Origin of the sequence: uncultured Psychrobacter sp., from assembly GCF_947488565.1 — a bacterium.
GTDB classification, from domain to species: domain Bacteria; phylum Pseudomonadota; class Gammaproteobacteria; order Pseudomonadales; family Moraxellaceae; genus Psychrobacter; species Psychrobacter saeujeotis.
In genome coordinates this window covers 122,181-139,222 of sequence record NZ_CANKZC010000002.1, presented here as the reverse complement: position 1 = coordinate 139,222, position 17,042 = coordinate 122,181, and the positions used below count along the sequence as shown (strand labels likewise).

The window sequence follows — 17,042 nt, the reverse complement described above, 5'->3', positions numbered from 1 at the left end:
TATTGAAAATGAGCACAGTAATCTTATGTGACAGGATAGAGGTTTTGTTTATCTGACATAGCAGATACTATGAATAGGTACTCTTGTCACCAGATATATCAAAACTATGAACAATCTAGATTCTATCGATTCGATTCACAATTTATTTGCCAAAAATAAGCTTGAGCCTAATATAAGCTCTGGCTCTGATACTAGCTCAAGGTTCCAAGGTGACCTATATGAAGAGCTGGCTAAGCTTGAATATATCTATATCGATGACGCAATAGAATTACAGGCAAACGATAATAGAACCACCATTGCATATAATCCTATATCTTTAAGCGACTTTTTTGAGGGGTTAGCACAGCTTGCTACAATGGGAGTGGTGGAGGTAACTGATATTGTTGAAGCTATTCACCGTGAGATTGTTTTACGTCCTTTGGGGCGTTTTAATGAAAGCAATGTCAGTAAATGGCAACGTGGTCTCACCGGTCGAATCTATAGGGCGGTACGCCGGGTAGCATCCTTGGTTGGCAATAATCTAGCATTGGCACTGCGATTGTATAAAAACGTAATTAGTCAAAAAGACGCCCGTCCGCTACCAGAATCTTTTAAACAGCTTATCAACGTCCTAAATGGCGTGATGGGCGATCATCTGGTCAATCATGACAATCCCCTCGCGATTCCCATGATTTTATACGATAGCGCCTCACGTCCAAGAAGTGAACAGCTGCAAAACAAAGAAATATCAGGACGCGTTATTATCTTGTGCCATGGTCTTTGCATGAGTCATTTAAGCTGGCAACCATCTGAACCAAACAGCCTTGGTGCACATATTAAGCGCAGTCTGCCTAAATCCACCGTTTTATATCTTGATTACAATACCGGACGACGTATCTCGCTCAATGGTCGTAACTTCTCCAAAGTACTACAAGAGCTGGTAGCACATAATCCAAACATCAGTCAGATAGACTTAGTTGGACATAGCATGGGCGGATTGGTCGCTCGTAGTGCCTTGTTTTACGGTAAACAGCAAGGCTTTGATTGGGTAAAGCGAGTGGGTAATTTGATTACTCTTGGTTCACCGCATCATGGGGCAAGCCTAGAGCGTATCGGCTATTTTGTACAAGATATGATCGCCAAACTACCTTTTGCAGGATCACTTGCGAAGTTGGGTGATTTACGTAGTACAGGCATCATCGATTTGCGTCATGGTAGTATTCGTGACGATGACTGGATGTCTTTAGAAGGTCGCAGTGTACTGCCGCAAGAGTTCCATCATCCTGCGCGGTTGCCGCTACATGTCAATACGTATTTTATCGCCGCCACACTGGTTGAAGCTCATTATGACTCTAGAGCGACAAGCCTATTGGGCGATGGTCTGGTGACGATAGAATCTGCGCTAGGGGAGTATGATGGCGAGCATGCTTTGTCAGTACCTGAAGGACACAAGGCTATTTTCTATGGTGTGAGTCATTACAATTTACTTTATAACGATAGAGTGCACAAACAAGTGGTCGCATGGCTGCTGGATAACGGTCAGAGTAGCGCTAATCAGGACGGAGATGTACTTGGCACTTGCATCCATTCTTATCCTGAAAATATCGAGGTGAGGGTGTAGTTTTATTTTTTTATCTACATTCATCCAGTAAAATAAAACCCCCAAGCATTACACTTGAGGGTTTCAATTATGAGTTCAAATGAAACAAAGCAAGTTAATAATAACTACTCAGCAAATATCGCTGTAATATCGTCTTTGTTAAATTTATAAATTTCACCGCAGAATCCACAATCCATCTCGAATGTTCCGCCTTGCTCTTCAATAATATCCAAAGCTTCTGCTTCACCGATTTGCTCAATCGCCATCTCTGACTTTTTACGTGAACAAGTACAGCCAAAGGCCAGCTCGACAGGGTCAGGGGCGACGACGTTTTCTTCATTGTACAAACGATACAAGATTTCGTTGGTATCGAGTGTGGTCAACTCTTCGGCTTTGACCGTACGAGTCAACACACTTAAACGCGTCCACAAATCATCATCGATACCCGCGTCTTCGTTTTGCTCTACTTCATAGGTTTCCTCAGCAGTACGAGGCAGCATTTGTACCAATATACCACCCGCTTGCAAGCCATCAGATGCCAAATTAATCAGCGTTGGAATTTGTGCAGACTGCTTTTGATAATGGGCCAAGCAGTCAGCCAAATTGTCATGGCTACGCTCAACGATACCTTGATACGCCTCACCGCCATCGGGCTGAATATTAATAAATAACACACCTTGACCCATAGCCCCAAGCTCAGCGAAGGCTTCATTAGCACAGGTCATGTTTTCCCATGCTTGTACTTGCTCATCTGTATCAGCTTTCCAGCTGGCAAGTGCACGAATAATACCGTTTTGATCACATTCAGCCATTGCCCAATTTAGCAAACTACCACTGTCTGATGATTGTAATTGAATAGATAAGCGGCCGTCTATTTTGACAGTACCAATAAGCAAACTGGCCGCCGTTAGCATCTCACCTAGCAAGCGCTTAATCGCTTCAGGGTAGGGCTTTTGAGCGATAGTACTGGCATAACTACGTGATAGACGAACGACATCACCACGTACAGGTGAGTCTTGAATAAAAAAGCGCTGGCGTACGTCGTTATTGGTACAAGCCGTATTAGCCGTCGTTACTTGAGTATTGTGATTGGTTTGAGTCATAAGTCGTTAGTAAGATTAAGAAGTTGCTAACTTTATGGGGATTATTGGTAAATTATCAACAACGCCACAAGCATGATAATCAAGTTTAAGTCATAGTGTTCCAATAGAGACTTTATGTGCTGATACGAGTTTTGTTGCAATACATGAGATATTATGAATATACGCAAAAAAGTCTATTAAGAGTGTTAAAAGTATTGTACAGTAACATTAAGTTGCTCTATGATAACTGAAAGTAACAGCAAGGATGCTGGACAGTAGGATAAACAATGTTCAGAGTTTTCACTATTTGTACTAATTTGATAAAAGGATGTATCTTATGGCTTACTCGCTCTCAAAACCTCTAACACTAGTTGCTGCTATGGCGTTTGGCTTAGCTGGCTGTAATAACAGTAATCAAACGACCAGCGAAGCTCCAGCAGATGATGCTGCTACGACGGAAACTGCCGCGAGTGCTAGTGGTACCCTACAAAAAATAAAAGATTCTGGCACTATCGTCGTCGGTTATCGTGACTCCTCAATTCCATTTTCTTATATCGCTGATGATCCCAACCAGCCAATGGGCTATGCACACGATTTAGAGATGAAAGTTGTCGAAGCGGTCAAGCAAAAGCTAAACATGCCAGATTTAAACGTCCGTTATAATCTTATCACTTCACAAACTCGTATCCCACTAGTACAAAACGGTACGGTAGACTTTGAGTGTGGCTCAACGACCAACAATGAGGAGCGCCAAAAACAAGTTGCGTTCTCTAATGGCTTTTTTGAGATTGGGACGCGCTTGTTAACCAAAACTGACTCTGGCATTCAAGATTTTGAAGACTTAAAAGGTAAAACCTTAGTTACTACGGCCGGTACGACCTCAGAGCGCTACATTCGCAAATACAATGATGAAAACAATATGGACACCAACGTCATCTCCGCAAAAGATCATGGTGAAGGTTTCTTGATGTTAGAGAACGGCCGTGCCGATGCCTTTATGATGGATGATGTACTGCTCGCTGGCGAAAAAGCCAAAGCCAAAAATCCTGATGAATGGGTCATCGTAGGTGAACCACAGTCGTTTGAAATCTACGGCTGTATGATGCGTAAAGACGACCCTGAGTTTAAAGCGGTGGTCGATGAGGCGCTTGCTAATACCTTTAGCTCAGGTGAGATTAACAGCATCTATGATAAGTGGTTCTTAAACCCTATTCCACCGAAAAACGTCAATCTCAACTTTGAGATGTCAGACAACTTAAAGGCTTTAATTGCTAACCCGCACGATAGTGCTCAGCCACAAGACGCTGCACAATAAGACATTTGTCCCTCACTATAGCCGACTCATGCGCTTAGGAAAATCATCTAGATTGACCTAACGCTTGAGTCTATCTTCCGCTGCTCGGAGAGACAAAAATGAATTATAGCTGGAACTGGGGTGTGCTCTTTGAGCAAACCGGTATCGGTAATGAGCTGTACTTACATTGGATGATCACCGGTCTTGGCTGGTTGTTATTGATTGGTAGTATTGCATGGGCGATAGCCATGATCATTGGTACCATCTTTGGTATCATGCGTACTTTGCCAAGTAAGACTGCGCGCAGTATTGGCACCGCCTACATCACTTTTTTTCGTAATATTCCTTTATTGGTTCAATTATTCTTTTGGTTTTATGTCGCCCCTGGTTGGCTGACACCAGCCTTACAAGAATGGTGGTATAAAGACTTGTCTCCGAATACCTCAGCCATGCTCTCAGCAAGTATCGGCCTTGGCTTATTTACCGCTGCACGTATCGTTGAGCAAGTGCGTACGGGTATTGAGTCGCTACCACAAGGTCAAATCAATGCCGCTTACGCTCTTGGGTTTAGTGTTCTACAAGCTTATAAACAAGTCTTATTACCCCAAGCCTTTCGTATCATCTTGCCGCCACTTAGCTCTGAGCTGACCAACTGCTTTAAAAACGCATCAGTGGCCTCTTTGGTCGGCGTAATGGAGCTCATTAGTCAGACCAAAACCATTAGCGAATATACTCAAAATAACCTTGAGATTTATACTTACGCGACTGTTATCTATTTGGTATTTAATCTATCTTTAATCGCCATCATGGGTTTGATTGAGCGCAAACTGCGTGTACCAGGGCTTATTGCAGGGAGTCAGAAATGAGTATGATGACCGAACTTGCAACGGCCTATCCAGGTCTAATGGGTGGCATGCTAACCACCTTAAAAGTATTGTTTTTAGCCATTCTCGGTGGTATCAGTTTAGGAACCGTACTCGCTTTGATGCGCTTATCTGGTATTAAGGCGCTAGAAGTACCCGCCAAACTCTACGTCAATTACTTTCGTTCTGTACCGCTGCTACTAGTATTGCTATGGTTTTATTTTGCCGTACCGATGATCTATTTTTGGGTAGCTGGTAAATACTTGCAACTTGATGCCGCCTTTGCTTCATGCGTCGTTGCTTTTATGATGTTTGAAGCCGCCTACTTTTCAGAAGTGGTACGGGCAGGTATTCAGTCTATTGGTAGCGGCCAAGTCAATGCTGCAAAAGCCTTGGGTATGACTTATGGGCAGACCATGCGTTTGATCGTATTACCGCAAGCCTTTCGCAAAATGCTGCCACTTATCTTGCAACAATGTATTATTTTATTCCAAGATACGACGTTGGTATTTGCTATTGGTTTGACAGACTTTTTCCGTGCAGCCTATGTCCGTGGTGAGCTGATGGGTTTATTGACACCTTATATATTAGGCGCAGGGGCGGTGTATTTTGTCATCAGCTTAAGCGCTTCTATCGGTGTGCAACATGTACAAAAACGTCTGAGGTTTTGAGTGTTTTTTAATAACTTTAAAATAATGTGGTTAGGAGCCAGTGATGAGTAATGCTGATACGTATACAAATGACTTTGGCGGACTGGTGACAAACAATGGTCATGCCAGTGATGAGATAGTCATTCAGATGACTGACGTCAGCAAATGGTATGGCGACTTCCAAGTTTTGAGCGACTGTACTGCCCACGTACACAGGGGTGATGTGGTGGTGGTTTGCGGCCCATCGGGCAGTGGTAAATCGACCTTGATTAAGACTGTCAATGGTCTTGAGCCTTTTCAAAAAGGTGAGATTATGGTTAATGGTATCTCAGTCGGTGCGCCAAAGACTGACCTACCTAAGCTGCGTAGTAGCGTTGGCATGGTGTTTCAGCATTTTGAACTGTTTCCACATTTAACCATTATCGACAATCTGACCGTCGCACAAGTCAAAGTATTAGGCCGTAAAGAGTCTGAGGCAAAAAAGAAAGCGATGGCGTATTTGGATCGGGTGGGACTGACAGCGCAAGCGGCAAAATATCCAGCCGAGTTGTCTGGTGGTCAACAGCAGCGGGTCGCCATTGCCCGTGCGCTTGCAATGGATCCCGTAGCGATGCTGTTCGATGAACCAACCTCAGCGCTTGACCCTGAGATGATTCAAGAAGTACTTGATGTGATGGTCGAGCTAACACGCGACGGTATGACAATGATGTGTGTGACTCATGAGATGGGCTTTGCCAGTCAGGTCGCTAACCGTATTATTTTTATGGATGAGGGCTATATCGTTGAGAATTGTAGTAAGGATGAATTCTTTGAAGGTGCGAAAAGTGAACGCGCGCAGATGTTTCTGTCAAAGATTTTGAACCATTAAAAGTTTATTTCATTCTATGATGATATCAAGCGCCTATAAATAGGCGCTTTTTTGTGTGAGTAAGTTTATATCCTCAATATTGAGATGAGTAACTACATCGTAAGCGATGAGGGAGAATAGATGAGTGCATGGCTGTTTACTGATACAATAAGAGCAATCATATCCAGCAAATTTTGTAAAACTTAACAAACATAATAATCAACTTAATGGGAGCTTGTATGAGCGCAGAACATTCATCTACATCAAAAGGTGTCGTCATTGTTGGGGCAGGACTAGCGGGTTGGCATGTCATTGACGCCATTCGTGCGAAAGATAAAGACATTGCAATTACGTTGGTCACGACAGATAGTGCAGATCGTTACCACAAGCCCATGCTAACCATGGCGATCAGTCAAAACAAACGCGCCTCAGATTTGGTACGGGCTACAGGTAGTGATGCAGCTAAGGATGCAAACGTCAATTTACTCGCCAATACCCAAGTCAGTGACATCGATGCAGCCAGTCAACAATTACATCTTATCTCTGCTACGCGCTCAGATCCGGCCAATGTAGATTATGCCACTATTGGCTATGATAAATTAGTGCTAGCAATGGGCGCTCATCCTATCTTTCCGCAAAGCTTGCCAGAAGACTTGGTTTGGCACGTTAATCATATTGAACGCTTTGGTCAACTGCAAGAAAAGCTGGCAACGGGTAGTCAGCATGTCGCTATCGTCGGCGCGGGTATGGTTGGGACCGAGATTGCAGAAGATTTGTTAAAAGCTGGGCATGAGGTGACGCTGATTGATTTAAATGATGCACCGCTTTCACAAATGTTACCGCCAAAAGCAACAGCTCGTATCGCTCAAGCAGTCAAATCACAAGGGATTAACTTTTTGGGTGGTTATCAAGTGTCTGACGTGACGCGTGTCAGCGACAGCGTCAATGATAACGACAGTACAAGTGGTCATGATAAATTACAAGTAAACTATAAGCCGGTAGCAGGTGCCGATAGTACGGTTGATCAGCAGCCTGAACCTTTGATCGTCGACCATGTGATAGCTAGTACAGGTCTCACTGTCGACGATAAATTGCCTGCTGCTGCTGGGGTTGAGTTCAATCGCCGTACTGGTATCGTGGTCGATGCGACAACACTGCGTACTAATGCTTCTAATATTTATGCCATTGGTGACTGTATGTCTATCAATGGGGTAGCGTGTCGTTATGTCGCGCCACTACGTGCACAAGCTGCCACCATTGCCGACGATATTTTAGGTCATGAGCACGAAGGCTATGAGCATAAGCCGCCGATGATTCGTCTAAAAAATAAAGCCATCTCTGTCATGGCGACTGGTGTACCACAAGCGTCGGGTAATTGGCAGGTAAAGGCTGAAACGGATGACGAGCTAATCATGGAATTGCTAGATGATAAGGATAAAGTCAGTGCAACAGTGACTATTAAAGCGCCTGTCATGCCTAAAGCTTAATTATTAAAAATCTTTACATCATAGCCAGTGCTGCTATCTAAATGCAGCACTGGCTTTTTTTATGGCTATCGCATTTTTTGCATTAGTTATCGACTTAATAGTACGTCGCATCAATTATAATCGATACGTGCTGTATCAATATTATTGACAGTCTTTTATTTAAGGGGCTATATTGGTTAGGGCATGATTTAACTATACTGTCTAGTTATAACAAATATCCAAGGAGGAATATTGTATTTACCTTAGCAGCGCATTAAATGCTCATAAAGCAGTAATAAAATTAACAGCAAAACGAAAGGACTCGTTATGACTCAGCTTGCCGATTTCGACAATATTCTCAATAACAAGATTCTTAATGACAGTATTCTCAATAATGTTCCCAAAGTTAATATAGGTGCGCGCTCAGCGAATGCGCCACTCACCCAAAGCCATGACAAAGGGCTTGAGGTGCCGCTGATTGAAGCGACCATTGGCGACTTTTTTGATGCCATTGTCAATAAATATCCTGAGCGTGAAGCCTTGGTTTCTCGTCATCAAAATATTCGCTGGACGTATCGTGAGTTGCAAATAAAAGCCAATCAGCTGGCAAGTGCCATGATTGAGATGGGACTTGAGATAGGTGATCGTATCGCTATTTGGTCGCACAACAATAGCGAGTGGCTGCTGATGCAATTAGCGACCGCAAAAATTGGCGTCATTCTCGTTAATATTAATCCTGCCTATCGTACCTTTGAGCTGCAATATGCGCTGAATAAATTGGGCTGCTCGGCCTTGGTATTGATGCGTCATTTCAAAGATAGTGACTATACGCAAATGATTCGCGAGCTATGTCCTGAGATTTATCATAAAAGCTATAACCAGCTCGATTTGGTCGAGATTCCGACGATTGAGCGCATTATTTGGATTGATAAACCAGAGAGCGATGAAGACTTTAATTTTATGCAAAAGTTCTCTAGTTGGATGGCAGAGGGAGATGCCAATGACCCTCGCGTTGCAGAACGTCAAGCTCAACTCAAAAACACTGACGCTATTAGCGTGCAGTTTACCAGTGGCACAACTGGCACGCCCAAAGGCGCTACCTTAACGCATCGTAATATCTTGAATAATGGTTATTTTATGGGCGAGGGGATGAGGCTGACGAAAGAGGACAGGCTGTGTATTCCATTGCCACTCTATCACTGCTTTGGCATGGTAGGCGGCAACTTAGCCATTTTAACCCATGGTGGCTGCGCGGTGTATCCCAATGATGGTTTTGATCCGCTAACAGTATTGCAAACGGTGGAAGCAGAAAAATGTACCGCCTTACTTGGCGTGCCAACGATGTTTATCGCAGAGCTTGATCATCCAGACTTCGATAGCTTTGATTTGTCCAGTTTGCGCACCGGTATCATGGGCGGCTCGAGCTGTCCGATTGAGGTCATGCGCCGCGTCATGGATAAGATGCACATGAGCGAGGTGACCATTGCTTATGGTATGACCGAGACCAGCCCAGCTTCTTGTCAGACCAGCTCGCAAACACCCCTTGAAAAAAGAGTCTCGACAGTAGGGATGGTACTGCCAGCACTTGAAGTCAAAATCGTCGATACCGAGACGGGTGAGGTCGTCCCGATTGGAGAGACAGGCGAGCTACTCACCTACGGCTATGCGGTCATGAAAGGCTATTGGGGTAGCCGCTTTAAAACACGCGCGGCAATCACTGATGGCTGGATGCACACGGGTGATTTGGCAACGATGGACGAAGACGGCTACATTACGGTGGTTGGGCGTAGTAAAGATATGATCATTCGTGGCGGCGAAAATATCTATCCTGTAGAAGTCGAAAATTACCTTTATCGTCATCCTAAAATACGTGATGTACAAATCGTTGGCGTGCCTGACAAAAAATATGGGGAAGTGTTGGCGGCGTGGATCATTACCAAAGAGCCGGGAAATTTGACCGAAGAAGAGATAAGGCAATTTTGTCGTGACCATATCGCTCATTATAAAGTGCCGACCTATTTTCGCTTCGTGGATGTATATCCGATGACCGTGACGGGCAAAATTCAGAAGTATAAAATCGTTGAACAAATGATAGAGGAGCTAGGTTTAGAGTAGACTATGGTAGATAAATAGCTGTTAACCAACATAAGTCATTAATTTATAAGCATTAATTTATAAGTGCTATTATCATAAAGACTTACAACTGAATGCTAAAGATATAAAGACAGAAGTGTTAAACACTGATAAAGTCAGTTTTATACTACTATGGTATAAAGCTGACTTTTATAATTTAAGTCACATAAAAAATTCATTGCTAACTTATCGTTTAATAAGCAATTATTCATTTATTTTATATTTTCTTTTTAAATGATACATATTGTATCGCTATCATTGACAGTCTTTCATTTGAAGCGGTATAGTAGATAATAATATATGATATAGGTTCAAGGATGAAAAATCGGCTTACGGGCTGTTTTTATATAGAATAAAAAGATAAAACGAAAGGACTCGTTATGACTCAAAATATTGATTTCCATGCTATCTTAGCTAACATTCCCAGCGTCAACATGGGTGCGCGCTCAGCCAATGCGCCACTTTCTCAAAGCTACGACAAAGGTCCTGATGTACCACTGATTGAAGCGACCATCGGTGATTTCTTTGACGCTATTGTCCATAAATATCCGGACCGCATGGCGCTAGTTTCCCGTCATCAAAACATTCGCTGGACTTATAAACAGCTACAACAAAAGGTCAATCAGCTGGCAAGCGCCATTATAGAGATGGGGCTTGAGATTGGTGATCGCATCGGTATTTGGTCGCACAACAATAGCGAGTGGCTTTTAATGCAATTAGCGACCGCTAAAGTTGGCGTTATCCTCGTCAATATTAATCCTGCCTATCGCACCTTTGAGTTGCAGTATGCCTTAAATAAATTGGGCTGCTCGGCATTGGTGCTCATGCGCCACTTCAAGACCAGTGATTATACGCAAATGGTGCGAGAGCTGTGTCCGGAGATTTATCATAAAACTTATAATCAGCTAGATTTGGTCGAGATACCGACGATTGAGCGTATCATTTGGATCGATGAGCCAGGGAATGATGAAACTTTTAGTTATATGCAAAAGTTCTCTGACTGGATAAGCGAGGGTGACCCGAACGATCCACGCGTTGCCGAACGCCAAGCACAGCTCAAAAACACTGACGCTATCAATGTCCAATTTACCAGTGGTACGACTGGCACACCAAAAGGTGCGACCTTAACCCACCGTAATATCTTAAACAACGGCTACTTTATTGGTGAGGCGATGAATCTCACTGAAGAAGATATCTTGTGTATTCCTGTGCCGCTTTATCACTGTTTTGGTATGGTACTCGGCAATCTAGCCATTTTGACCCATGGTGGTTGTATCGTGTATCCCAATGATGGTTTTGAGCCATTAAGTGTCCTGCAAGCGGTCGAAGAAGAAAAGTGTACTGGTTTGCATGGAGTGCCAACGATGTTTATCGCAATGCTTGATCATCCAGATTTTAACCAATACGATTTATCCACTTTACGTACCGGTATTATGGCAGGCTCGAGCTGTCCGATTGAAGTCATGCGCCGCGTTATTGATGAGATGCACATGAGCGAGGTCACGATTGCTTATGGTATGACCGAGACCAGTCCAGTATCTTGTCAAACAAACAAGCACACACCGCTTGAGAAGCAGGTTTCCACTGTCGGACTGGTGCAGCCAGCGCTTGAAGTCAAAATCATCGATACCGAAACGGGTGAGACTGTTCCGCTAGGAGAAAAAGGCGAGCTACTCACGCGCGGCTATTCGGTGATGAAAGGCTATTGGGGTGACCGCTTCAAAACTCGCGCGTCCATTCAAGATAATTGGATGCACACAGGGGATTTGGCTACTATGGATGAAGATGGTTATGTCAAAGTGGTGGGTCGTAGCAAAGACATGGTCATTCGTGGTGGTGAGAATATCTATCCAGTAGAGATTGAAAACTATCTATATCGTCACCCTAAGATTCGCGATGTGCAAATCGTTGGCATACCTGATGCTAAGTACGGTGAAGTATTGGCAGCATGGATTATTCCCAAAGAGCCTGATTGCTTAACCGAAGAAGAGGTAAAAGAGTTTTGCCGTAATAACATTGCCCATTATAAAATACCGACCTATTATCGTTTCGTCGAAGAATACCCGATGACCATTACAGGCAAGATTCAAAAATATAAAATCGTTGAGATGATGAAAGATGAGCTGAGCTTGTAATAAGCTTGTTTAGTTTATAAGGTCTAAAATATTTGAACTTAAAACATCTGGGCCTAAAACATTAAAGATTAATTATGTGAGTAACGCTTAGAGTAATCAGCAATTAGAATAATCTGCCTAAAAAAGCTACTTACCTCTACGCATTAAAGAAAAGGGATATCATGAGCACTATCATAACCAGTAAGTTAAGCCCAAATGCGAGCGACTTTCAGCAAAACAGTGCTGCTATGCAAGAAGTGGTCGACGACTTATATGTACACCTGCGTAAGGTCGCTCAAGGCGGTTCAGAGCGTGCCCGTGCCAAGCATTTGGCGCGTGGTAAGCTACTCCCGCGCGAGCGTGTCGAGCGCTTGCTTGATGTGGGTACGTCATTTTTAGAAGTGGCTCCAATGGCTGCGCATGATATGTATGGCGAGGATATTCCCGCAGCTGGCGTGATTGCCGGTATCGGCCGTATTAATGGCACTGAGTGTATGATTGTCTGTAATGATGCCACGGTAAAAGGCGGCACGTACTATCCGATGACGGTCAAAAAGCACTTGCGCGCGCAAGAAATCGCTCAAGAAAACAACTTACCTTGTGTCTATTTGGTGGACTCAGGCGGCGCGAACTTGCCAAACCAAGATGACGTATTTCCAGACAAAGAGCACTTTGGTCGTATTTTCTTTAATCAGGCCAATATGAGTGCTGCAGGCATTCCACAGATTGCCGTAGTCATGGGCAGCTGTACGGCAGGCGGTGCTTATGTGCCAGCGATGAGTGACGAATCTATTATCGTCAAAGATCAAGGCACCATCTTTTTGGGTGGGCCACCACTTGTGAAAGCAGCAACGGGGGAGGAGGTCACCGCTGAAGATTTGGGCGGTGGCGACGTGCATACTCGCCTGTCGGGGGTCGTCGATCATTTAGCACAAAGCGATACCCATGCGTTGTCGATTGCCCGTAATATCGTCAGTCATCTCAATCGTTCTGCTAAGCAAATTCCGAATCAAATCACACCACGTCCACCACGTTATGACGCCAAAGAGCTATATGGCGTCATTCCAACAGACAAGCGTAAACCTTTTGATATTAAAGAAATCATCGCTCGTATCGTCGATGACAGTGCCTTTGATGAGTTTAAAGCGCGCTTCGGTACTACGCTGGTTTGTGGTTTTGCGCATATCGAAGGCATGCCAGTCGGTATTATTGCCAATAACGGTATCTTGTTTAGTGAGTCAGCGCAAAAAGGCACACACTTCATTGAACTATGTTGTAAGCGTAAAATCCCATTGGTATTTTTGCAGAATATTACTGGCTTTATGGTTGGCCGTAAGTATGAAAACGAAGGTATCGCTCGTCACGGTGCTAAGATGGTGATGGCAGTTGCCAACGCCAAAGTGCCGAAGTTTACCGTTATTGTCGGTGGCTCATTTGGTGCCGGTAACTACGGCATGTGTGGCCGTGCTTATAGTCCTCGTTTCTTATGGATGTGGCCAAACGCGCGTATCTCTGTCATGGGCGGTGAGCAAGCAGCCTCAGTACTGGCAACCGTCAAGCGTGATAATTTCGACCGTAAGGGCGAAGAATGGAGTAGCGAGGATGAGGCTGCATTTAAAGAGCCGATTCTCGATATGTATGAGAAGCAGGGCCATCCCTATTATGCGACGGCGCGCCTGTGGGATGATGGGGTGATTGATCCTGCTGATACTCGTAACGTACTGGCTTTAGGTCTTAGCGCTGCCTATAATGCACCGATTGAAGAGACGACTTATGGGGTCTTTAGAATGTAGATTGGTAGCGACTTGAAAAGATAGTAGGGTGGGTTAGCGTAAGCGTAACCCACCAATATTAAATAGTCACAACATTAAATAGCCATCATGCAAAATGGCGGGTTACGTTTTATCCGCACTCTCTGAGAGAGTTTGAAAAACTAACCCACCCTACAGTTTTTCTAAAATATAATGACGGCGTTAAAAGAAAAGTCATACAAAAGTTACCATGAAAAATAGAGACAATCATATATGAATAACTATAAAAGCCTATTGGTCGATATTGAGCAGCACGTAGCGACGGTGACATTAAACCGTCCTGAAATACGTAATGCCTTTAATGATGAAATGATTGCTGAGCTGACCGAAGTTTTCACCACGCTTGGCACTGATGATAATGTGCGAGTCATCGTGTTAGCGGCTGCCGGCAAAGCATTCTGTGCAGGTGCCGATCTTAACTGGATGCGTGCCATGGCAGATTATAGCTATGAAGAAAATCTAGCGGACGCTGATAAACTCGCGCAAATGCTTAAAACTATCTATGAATGTCCTAAGCCGACAGTTGCTGCTATTCAAGGCGACGTTTATGCAGGTGGTATGGGTTTAGTGGCCGTTTGTGATGTGGCTATCGCCGTTAAGATTGCGAACTTTTGCTTGAGTGAAGTGCGTTTGGGGCTAGCCCCTGCAACAATTAGCCCTTATGTTATCAGAGCGCTAGGTGCTAGAGCGTCACAGCGTTATTTCTTAAGTGCGGAAGTGTTTGACGCCAAAAAAGCGCGTCAGCTTGGTTTTATCCACGAGCGAGTCAGCGAAGAAGCATTAGATGAGGCAGTGGCAACATTCTGTGCCAAGATGGTCAAAAACAGCCCTGATGCGGTTAAAACTTGCAAGCAGCTGTTGCATGATATTGCAGGCGCGCCTATTAGTGATGACTTAATTGCCGATACGGTAAAAGGCATTGCTGATATCCGTTCATCTACACAAGGTAAGGAAGGCGTGCAAGCGTTTTTGCAAAAGCGTAAGCCTGATTGGTTGACGGTAGACTAGACGCAAACAACGATAGCCAAGACGACAAATAAAAATGACAAGACACAGGGATAGTTATGTTTTCTAAAATTCTAATCGCCAACCGTGGTGAAATTGCCTGCCGGGTGGCCGCGACTGCCAGGCGTCTGGGTGTGAATACCGTCGCTGTTTATTCTGATGCTGACCGCGAAGCCAAGCATGTCGCTGTCTGTGACGAAGCGGTTTATTTGGGTGGATCGTCTCCGAAAGATAGCTATCTTAAAGGCGATGCGATCATTGCGATTGCTCTCGATGTTGGCGCACAAGCGATCCATCCGGGTTATGGGTTTTTAAGTGAGAATGCGGATTTTGCGCAAGCCTGTCAAGATGCAGGGTTAGTCTTTATTGGTCCATCTGCCGATGCGATTTGCGCCATGGGCGGCAAGTCTGAGTCCAAGCGTTTAATGGAAGCGGCAGGCGTGCCACTGATACCGGGTTATCATGGTGACAATCAAGATGCCCAGTTTTTAAAACAGCAAGCAGATGATATTGGCTATCCGGTATTGATTAAAGCCAGCGCCGGCGGTGGCGGTAAAGGCATGCGTATCGTAGAGCAGGGTAGCGACTTTATTGACTTGTTAGATTCATGTCGCCGTGAAGCGATTACCAGCTTTGGTAATGATCAAGTATTGATTGAAAAATACGCCCTCAAACCACGCCATATCGAGATCCAAGTATTCGGTGATACGCATGGCAACTATGTGCATCTTTTTGAGCGTGATTGCTCGGTACAGCGTCGCCATCAAAAGGTGCTAGAAGAAGCCCCGGCGCCAGGCGTTGATGAGGCTATGCGTAAAGCGATGGGGACAGCAGCGATAGAAGCCGCGCGTGCCGTTAGCTATGTTGGTGCAGGTACGGTTGAATTCATCGTTGAACAGCGCGAAGGCGCTATGAGCTTTTATTTCATGGAGATGAACACCCGTCTGCAAGTTGAGCATCCAGTCAGTGAGGCCATTACTGGTGTAGACTTGGTCGAATGGCAACTTTTGGTTGCGGCAGGTCAGCCATTACCAAAGACGCAAGATGAGCTTGCGATCAATGGTCATGCGATTGAAGCGCGTATCTGTGCTGAAAATCCTGACAATGACTTCTTACCAGCGACAGGTACTTTATTTACCTATCAAAAGCCTGAACATAGTACCTTTATAATTAACAATGACAGCGCAGGCGTGCGCATCGATGATGGTGTACGCGAAGGCGATGTAATCAGCCCGTTTTACGACTCTATGATTGCCAAGCTTATCGTTCATGCGCCAACGCGCGAGCAAGCATTGGCCAAGCTTGATCGCGCATTGGCACAAACGCGCATCGTTGGCTTACCGACGAATGTGGCGTTTTTGCGTTATATTCTTAATACTGAGTCATTTAGTAAAGCCAATCTCGATACGGCACTGATAGAGCGTGAAGCGGACGAGCTATTTGATCAGCATCCGCTTGAGTTATCGACGTTGGTTGTGACTGCTATTACGCAGCAGCTTGCCAGTGAAGGCGCTGCTCAAGGTACAGATGTAGACCCATTTAGTAAGCCTACTGGTTTTCGTGCGTATAACGATTATACAAGATCGTTTAGCTTGGTTTATGATGAGCAAGCTTATAGTGCTCGTATTAGTAATTGGCACAACGCACATTATTCTGACAGCAAAAAGGGTGCTAAAAATACCAGCAGCTTTACATTGATTATTGAAAAAGAGATCGCAAGTAACGACACTCAAAATAATGTTAATGTAGCCGCTCAGACAGAAATTGTTTATGAGAGTAATGTGAGTTACGCCAGCAGCGACGCACACAATCATACTTTATGGGTTGATGGCGCACGTATTAGCGCTCAAAGTTGGGTACACAATGAGATCGTTTATGTGTTCACCGACAGCGGTCGTGACGAGATTACGCTGATCGATATCATGGCGCACGTGGGCGAAGAGTCTGCAGCGGTCGGCAGCTTGAAGTCACCAATGCCAGGTCAGGTAGTGGCATTTAAAGTAAAAGTTGGCGACACAGTCAAAAAAGGTGAGCCACTCGCTGTTATTGAAGCAATGAAAATCGAACATACCATTACCGCACCGACTGATGGGGTAGTGGCAGAGTTATTGTTTGCAGCAGGTGACTCGGTGGCTGATGGTGATGAGCTGCTCCGTATCGATACCGAAGCTAGTGAAGCTTAAGAACCGAAGTATAAG

12 protein-coding genes are annotated in these 17,042 nt (G+C 44.5%); 11 read left to right on the top strand and 1 reads right to left on the bottom strand.

The features are described from left to right. The first annotated feature begins 106 nt into the window (after window positions 1–106). Entirely contained in the window at window positions 107–1,600 is a 1,494-nt protein-coding gene (locus Q0890_RS04830; protein ID WP_299218199.1) for an alpha/beta fold hydrolase, read from the top strand. Between the two features lie 104 nt (window positions 1,601–1,704). On the opposite strand, the gene Q0890_RS04825 is transcribed toward Q0890_RS04830, so the two are convergent. After that, the gene (locus Q0890_RS04825) at window positions 1,705–2,682 is read right to left on the bottom strand and encodes an Hsp33 family molecular chaperone HslO (protein ID WP_299218197.1); all 978 of its coding nucleotides are present in this window, start codon (window positions 2,680–2,682) and stop codon (window positions 1,705–1,707) included. A gap of 316 nt (window positions 2,683–2,998) precedes the next feature. Here Q0890_RS04825 and Q0890_RS04820 point away from each other — a divergent pair, with 316 nt between their 5' ends. The 10 genes from Q0890_RS04820 to Q0890_RS04775 all read left to right on the top strand — a co-directional run bounded on the left by Q0890_RS04820 (window position 2,999) and on the right by Q0890_RS04775 (window position 17,027). After that, window positions 2,999–3,976 carry a glutamate/aspartate ABC transporter substrate-binding protein gene (locus tag Q0890_RS04820; RefSeq protein WP_299218195.1) on the top strand — a complete coding sequence of 326 codons (978 nt, stop codon included), beginning with the start codon at window positions 2,999–3,001 and terminating at the stop codon, window positions 3,974–3,976. 98 nt (window positions 3,977–4,074) lie between these two features. After that, window positions 4,075–4,821: an amino acid ABC transporter permease gene (locus Q0890_RS04815; protein WP_299218193.1), complete on the top strand. Its 747-nt coding sequence runs from the start codon at window positions 4,075–4,077 to the stop codon at window positions 4,819–4,821. Then, window positions 4,818–5,489, top strand: a complete 672-nt coding sequence (locus Q0890_RS04810) for an ABC transporter permease subunit (RefSeq protein WP_299218191.1) — start codon at window positions 4,818–4,820, stop codon at window positions 5,487–5,489. The genes Q0890_RS04815 and Q0890_RS04810 overlap by 4 nt, the downstream gene beginning before the upstream one ends. A gap of 127 nt (window positions 5,490–5,616) precedes the next feature. After that, window positions 5,617–6,336 carry an amino acid ABC transporter ATP-binding protein gene (locus Q0890_RS04805; protein WP_299218970.1) on the top strand — a complete coding sequence of 240 codons (720 nt, stop codon included), beginning with the start codon at window positions 5,617–5,619 and terminating at the stop codon, window positions 6,334–6,336. Window positions 6,337–6,554: 218 nt separating this feature from the next. Next, a complete protein-coding gene (locus Q0890_RS04800; RefSeq protein WP_299218190.1) occupies window positions 6,555–7,802 on the top strand; it encodes an FAD-dependent oxidoreductase in 1,248 nt (415 codons plus the stop codon). A 306-nt stretch (window positions 7,803–8,108) separates the two neighbouring features. Further along, window positions 8,109–9,896 carry an AMP-binding protein gene (locus tag Q0890_RS04795; protein WP_299218188.1) on the top strand — a complete coding sequence of 596 codons (1,788 nt, stop codon included), beginning with the start codon at window positions 8,109–8,111 and terminating at the stop codon, window positions 9,894–9,896. Between the two features lie 398 nt (window positions 9,897–10,294). Further along, window positions 10,295–12,049, top strand: a complete 1,755-nt coding sequence (locus Q0890_RS04790; RefSeq protein ID WP_299218187.1) for an AMP-binding protein — start codon at window positions 10,295–10,297, stop codon at window positions 12,047–12,049. 161 nt (window positions 12,050–12,210) lie between these two features. Continuing rightward, a complete protein-coding gene (locus tag Q0890_RS04785) occupies window positions 12,211–13,821 on the top strand; it encodes a carboxyl transferase domain-containing protein (protein WP_299218185.1) in 1,611 nt (536 codons plus the stop codon). Between the two features lie 231 nt (window positions 13,822–14,052). Next, the gene (locus tag Q0890_RS04780) at window positions 14,053–14,847 is read left to right on the top strand and encodes an enoyl-CoA hydratase/isomerase family protein (RefSeq protein WP_299218184.1); all 795 of its coding nucleotides are present in this window, start codon (window positions 14,053–14,055) and stop codon (window positions 14,845–14,847) included. Between the two features lie 56 nt (window positions 14,848–14,903). Then, the gene (locus Q0890_RS04775; RefSeq protein ID WP_299218182.1) at window positions 14,904–17,027 is read left to right on the top strand and encodes an acetyl/propionyl/methylcrotonyl-CoA carboxylase subunit alpha; all 2,124 of its coding nucleotides are present in this window, start codon (window positions 14,904–14,906) and stop codon (window positions 17,025–17,027) included. The last annotated feature ends 15 nt before the right edge of the window (window positions 17,028–17,042 follow it).

Coding starts and splice junctions, on each gene's coding strand:
- Q0890_RS04830 (WP_299218199.1), top strand. CDS start 107: ATGAACAATCTAGATTCTATCGATTCGATTCACAATTTATTTGCCAAA.
- Q0890_RS04825 (WP_299218197.1), bottom strand. CDS start 2,682: ATGACTCAAACCAATCACAATACTCAAGTAACGACGGCTAATACGGCT.
- Q0890_RS04820 (WP_299218195.1), top strand. CDS start 2,999: ATGGCTTACTCGCTCTCAAAACCTCTAACACTAGTTGCTGCTATGGCG.
- Q0890_RS04815 (WP_299218193.1), top strand. CDS start 4,075: ATGAATTATAGCTGGAACTGGGGTGTGCTCTTTGAGCAAACCGGTATC.
- Q0890_RS04810 (WP_299218191.1), top strand. CDS start 4,818: ATGAGTATGATGACCGAACTTGCAACGGCCTATCCAGGTCTAATGGGT.
- Q0890_RS04805 (WP_299218970.1), top strand. CDS start 5,617: ATGACTGACGTCAGCAAATGGTATGGCGACTTCCAAGTTTTGAGCGAC.
- Q0890_RS04800 (WP_299218190.1), top strand. CDS start 6,555: ATGAGCGCAGAACATTCATCTACATCAAAAGGTGTCGTCATTGTTGGG.
- Q0890_RS04795 (WP_299218188.1), top strand. CDS start 8,109: ATGACTCAGCTTGCCGATTTCGACAATATTCTCAATAACAAGATTCTT.
- Q0890_RS04790 (WP_299218187.1), top strand. CDS start 10,295: ATGACTCAAAATATTGATTTCCATGCTATCTTAGCTAACATTCCCAGC.
- Q0890_RS04785 (WP_299218185.1), top strand. CDS start 12,211: ATGAGCACTATCATAACCAGTAAGTTAAGCCCAAATGCGAGCGACTTT.
- Q0890_RS04780 (WP_299218184.1), top strand. CDS start 14,053: ATGAATAACTATAAAAGCCTATTGGTCGATATTGAGCAGCACGTAGCG.
- Q0890_RS04775 (WP_299218182.1), top strand. CDS start 14,904: ATGTTTTCTAAAATTCTAATCGCCAACCGTGGTGAAATTGCCTGCCGG.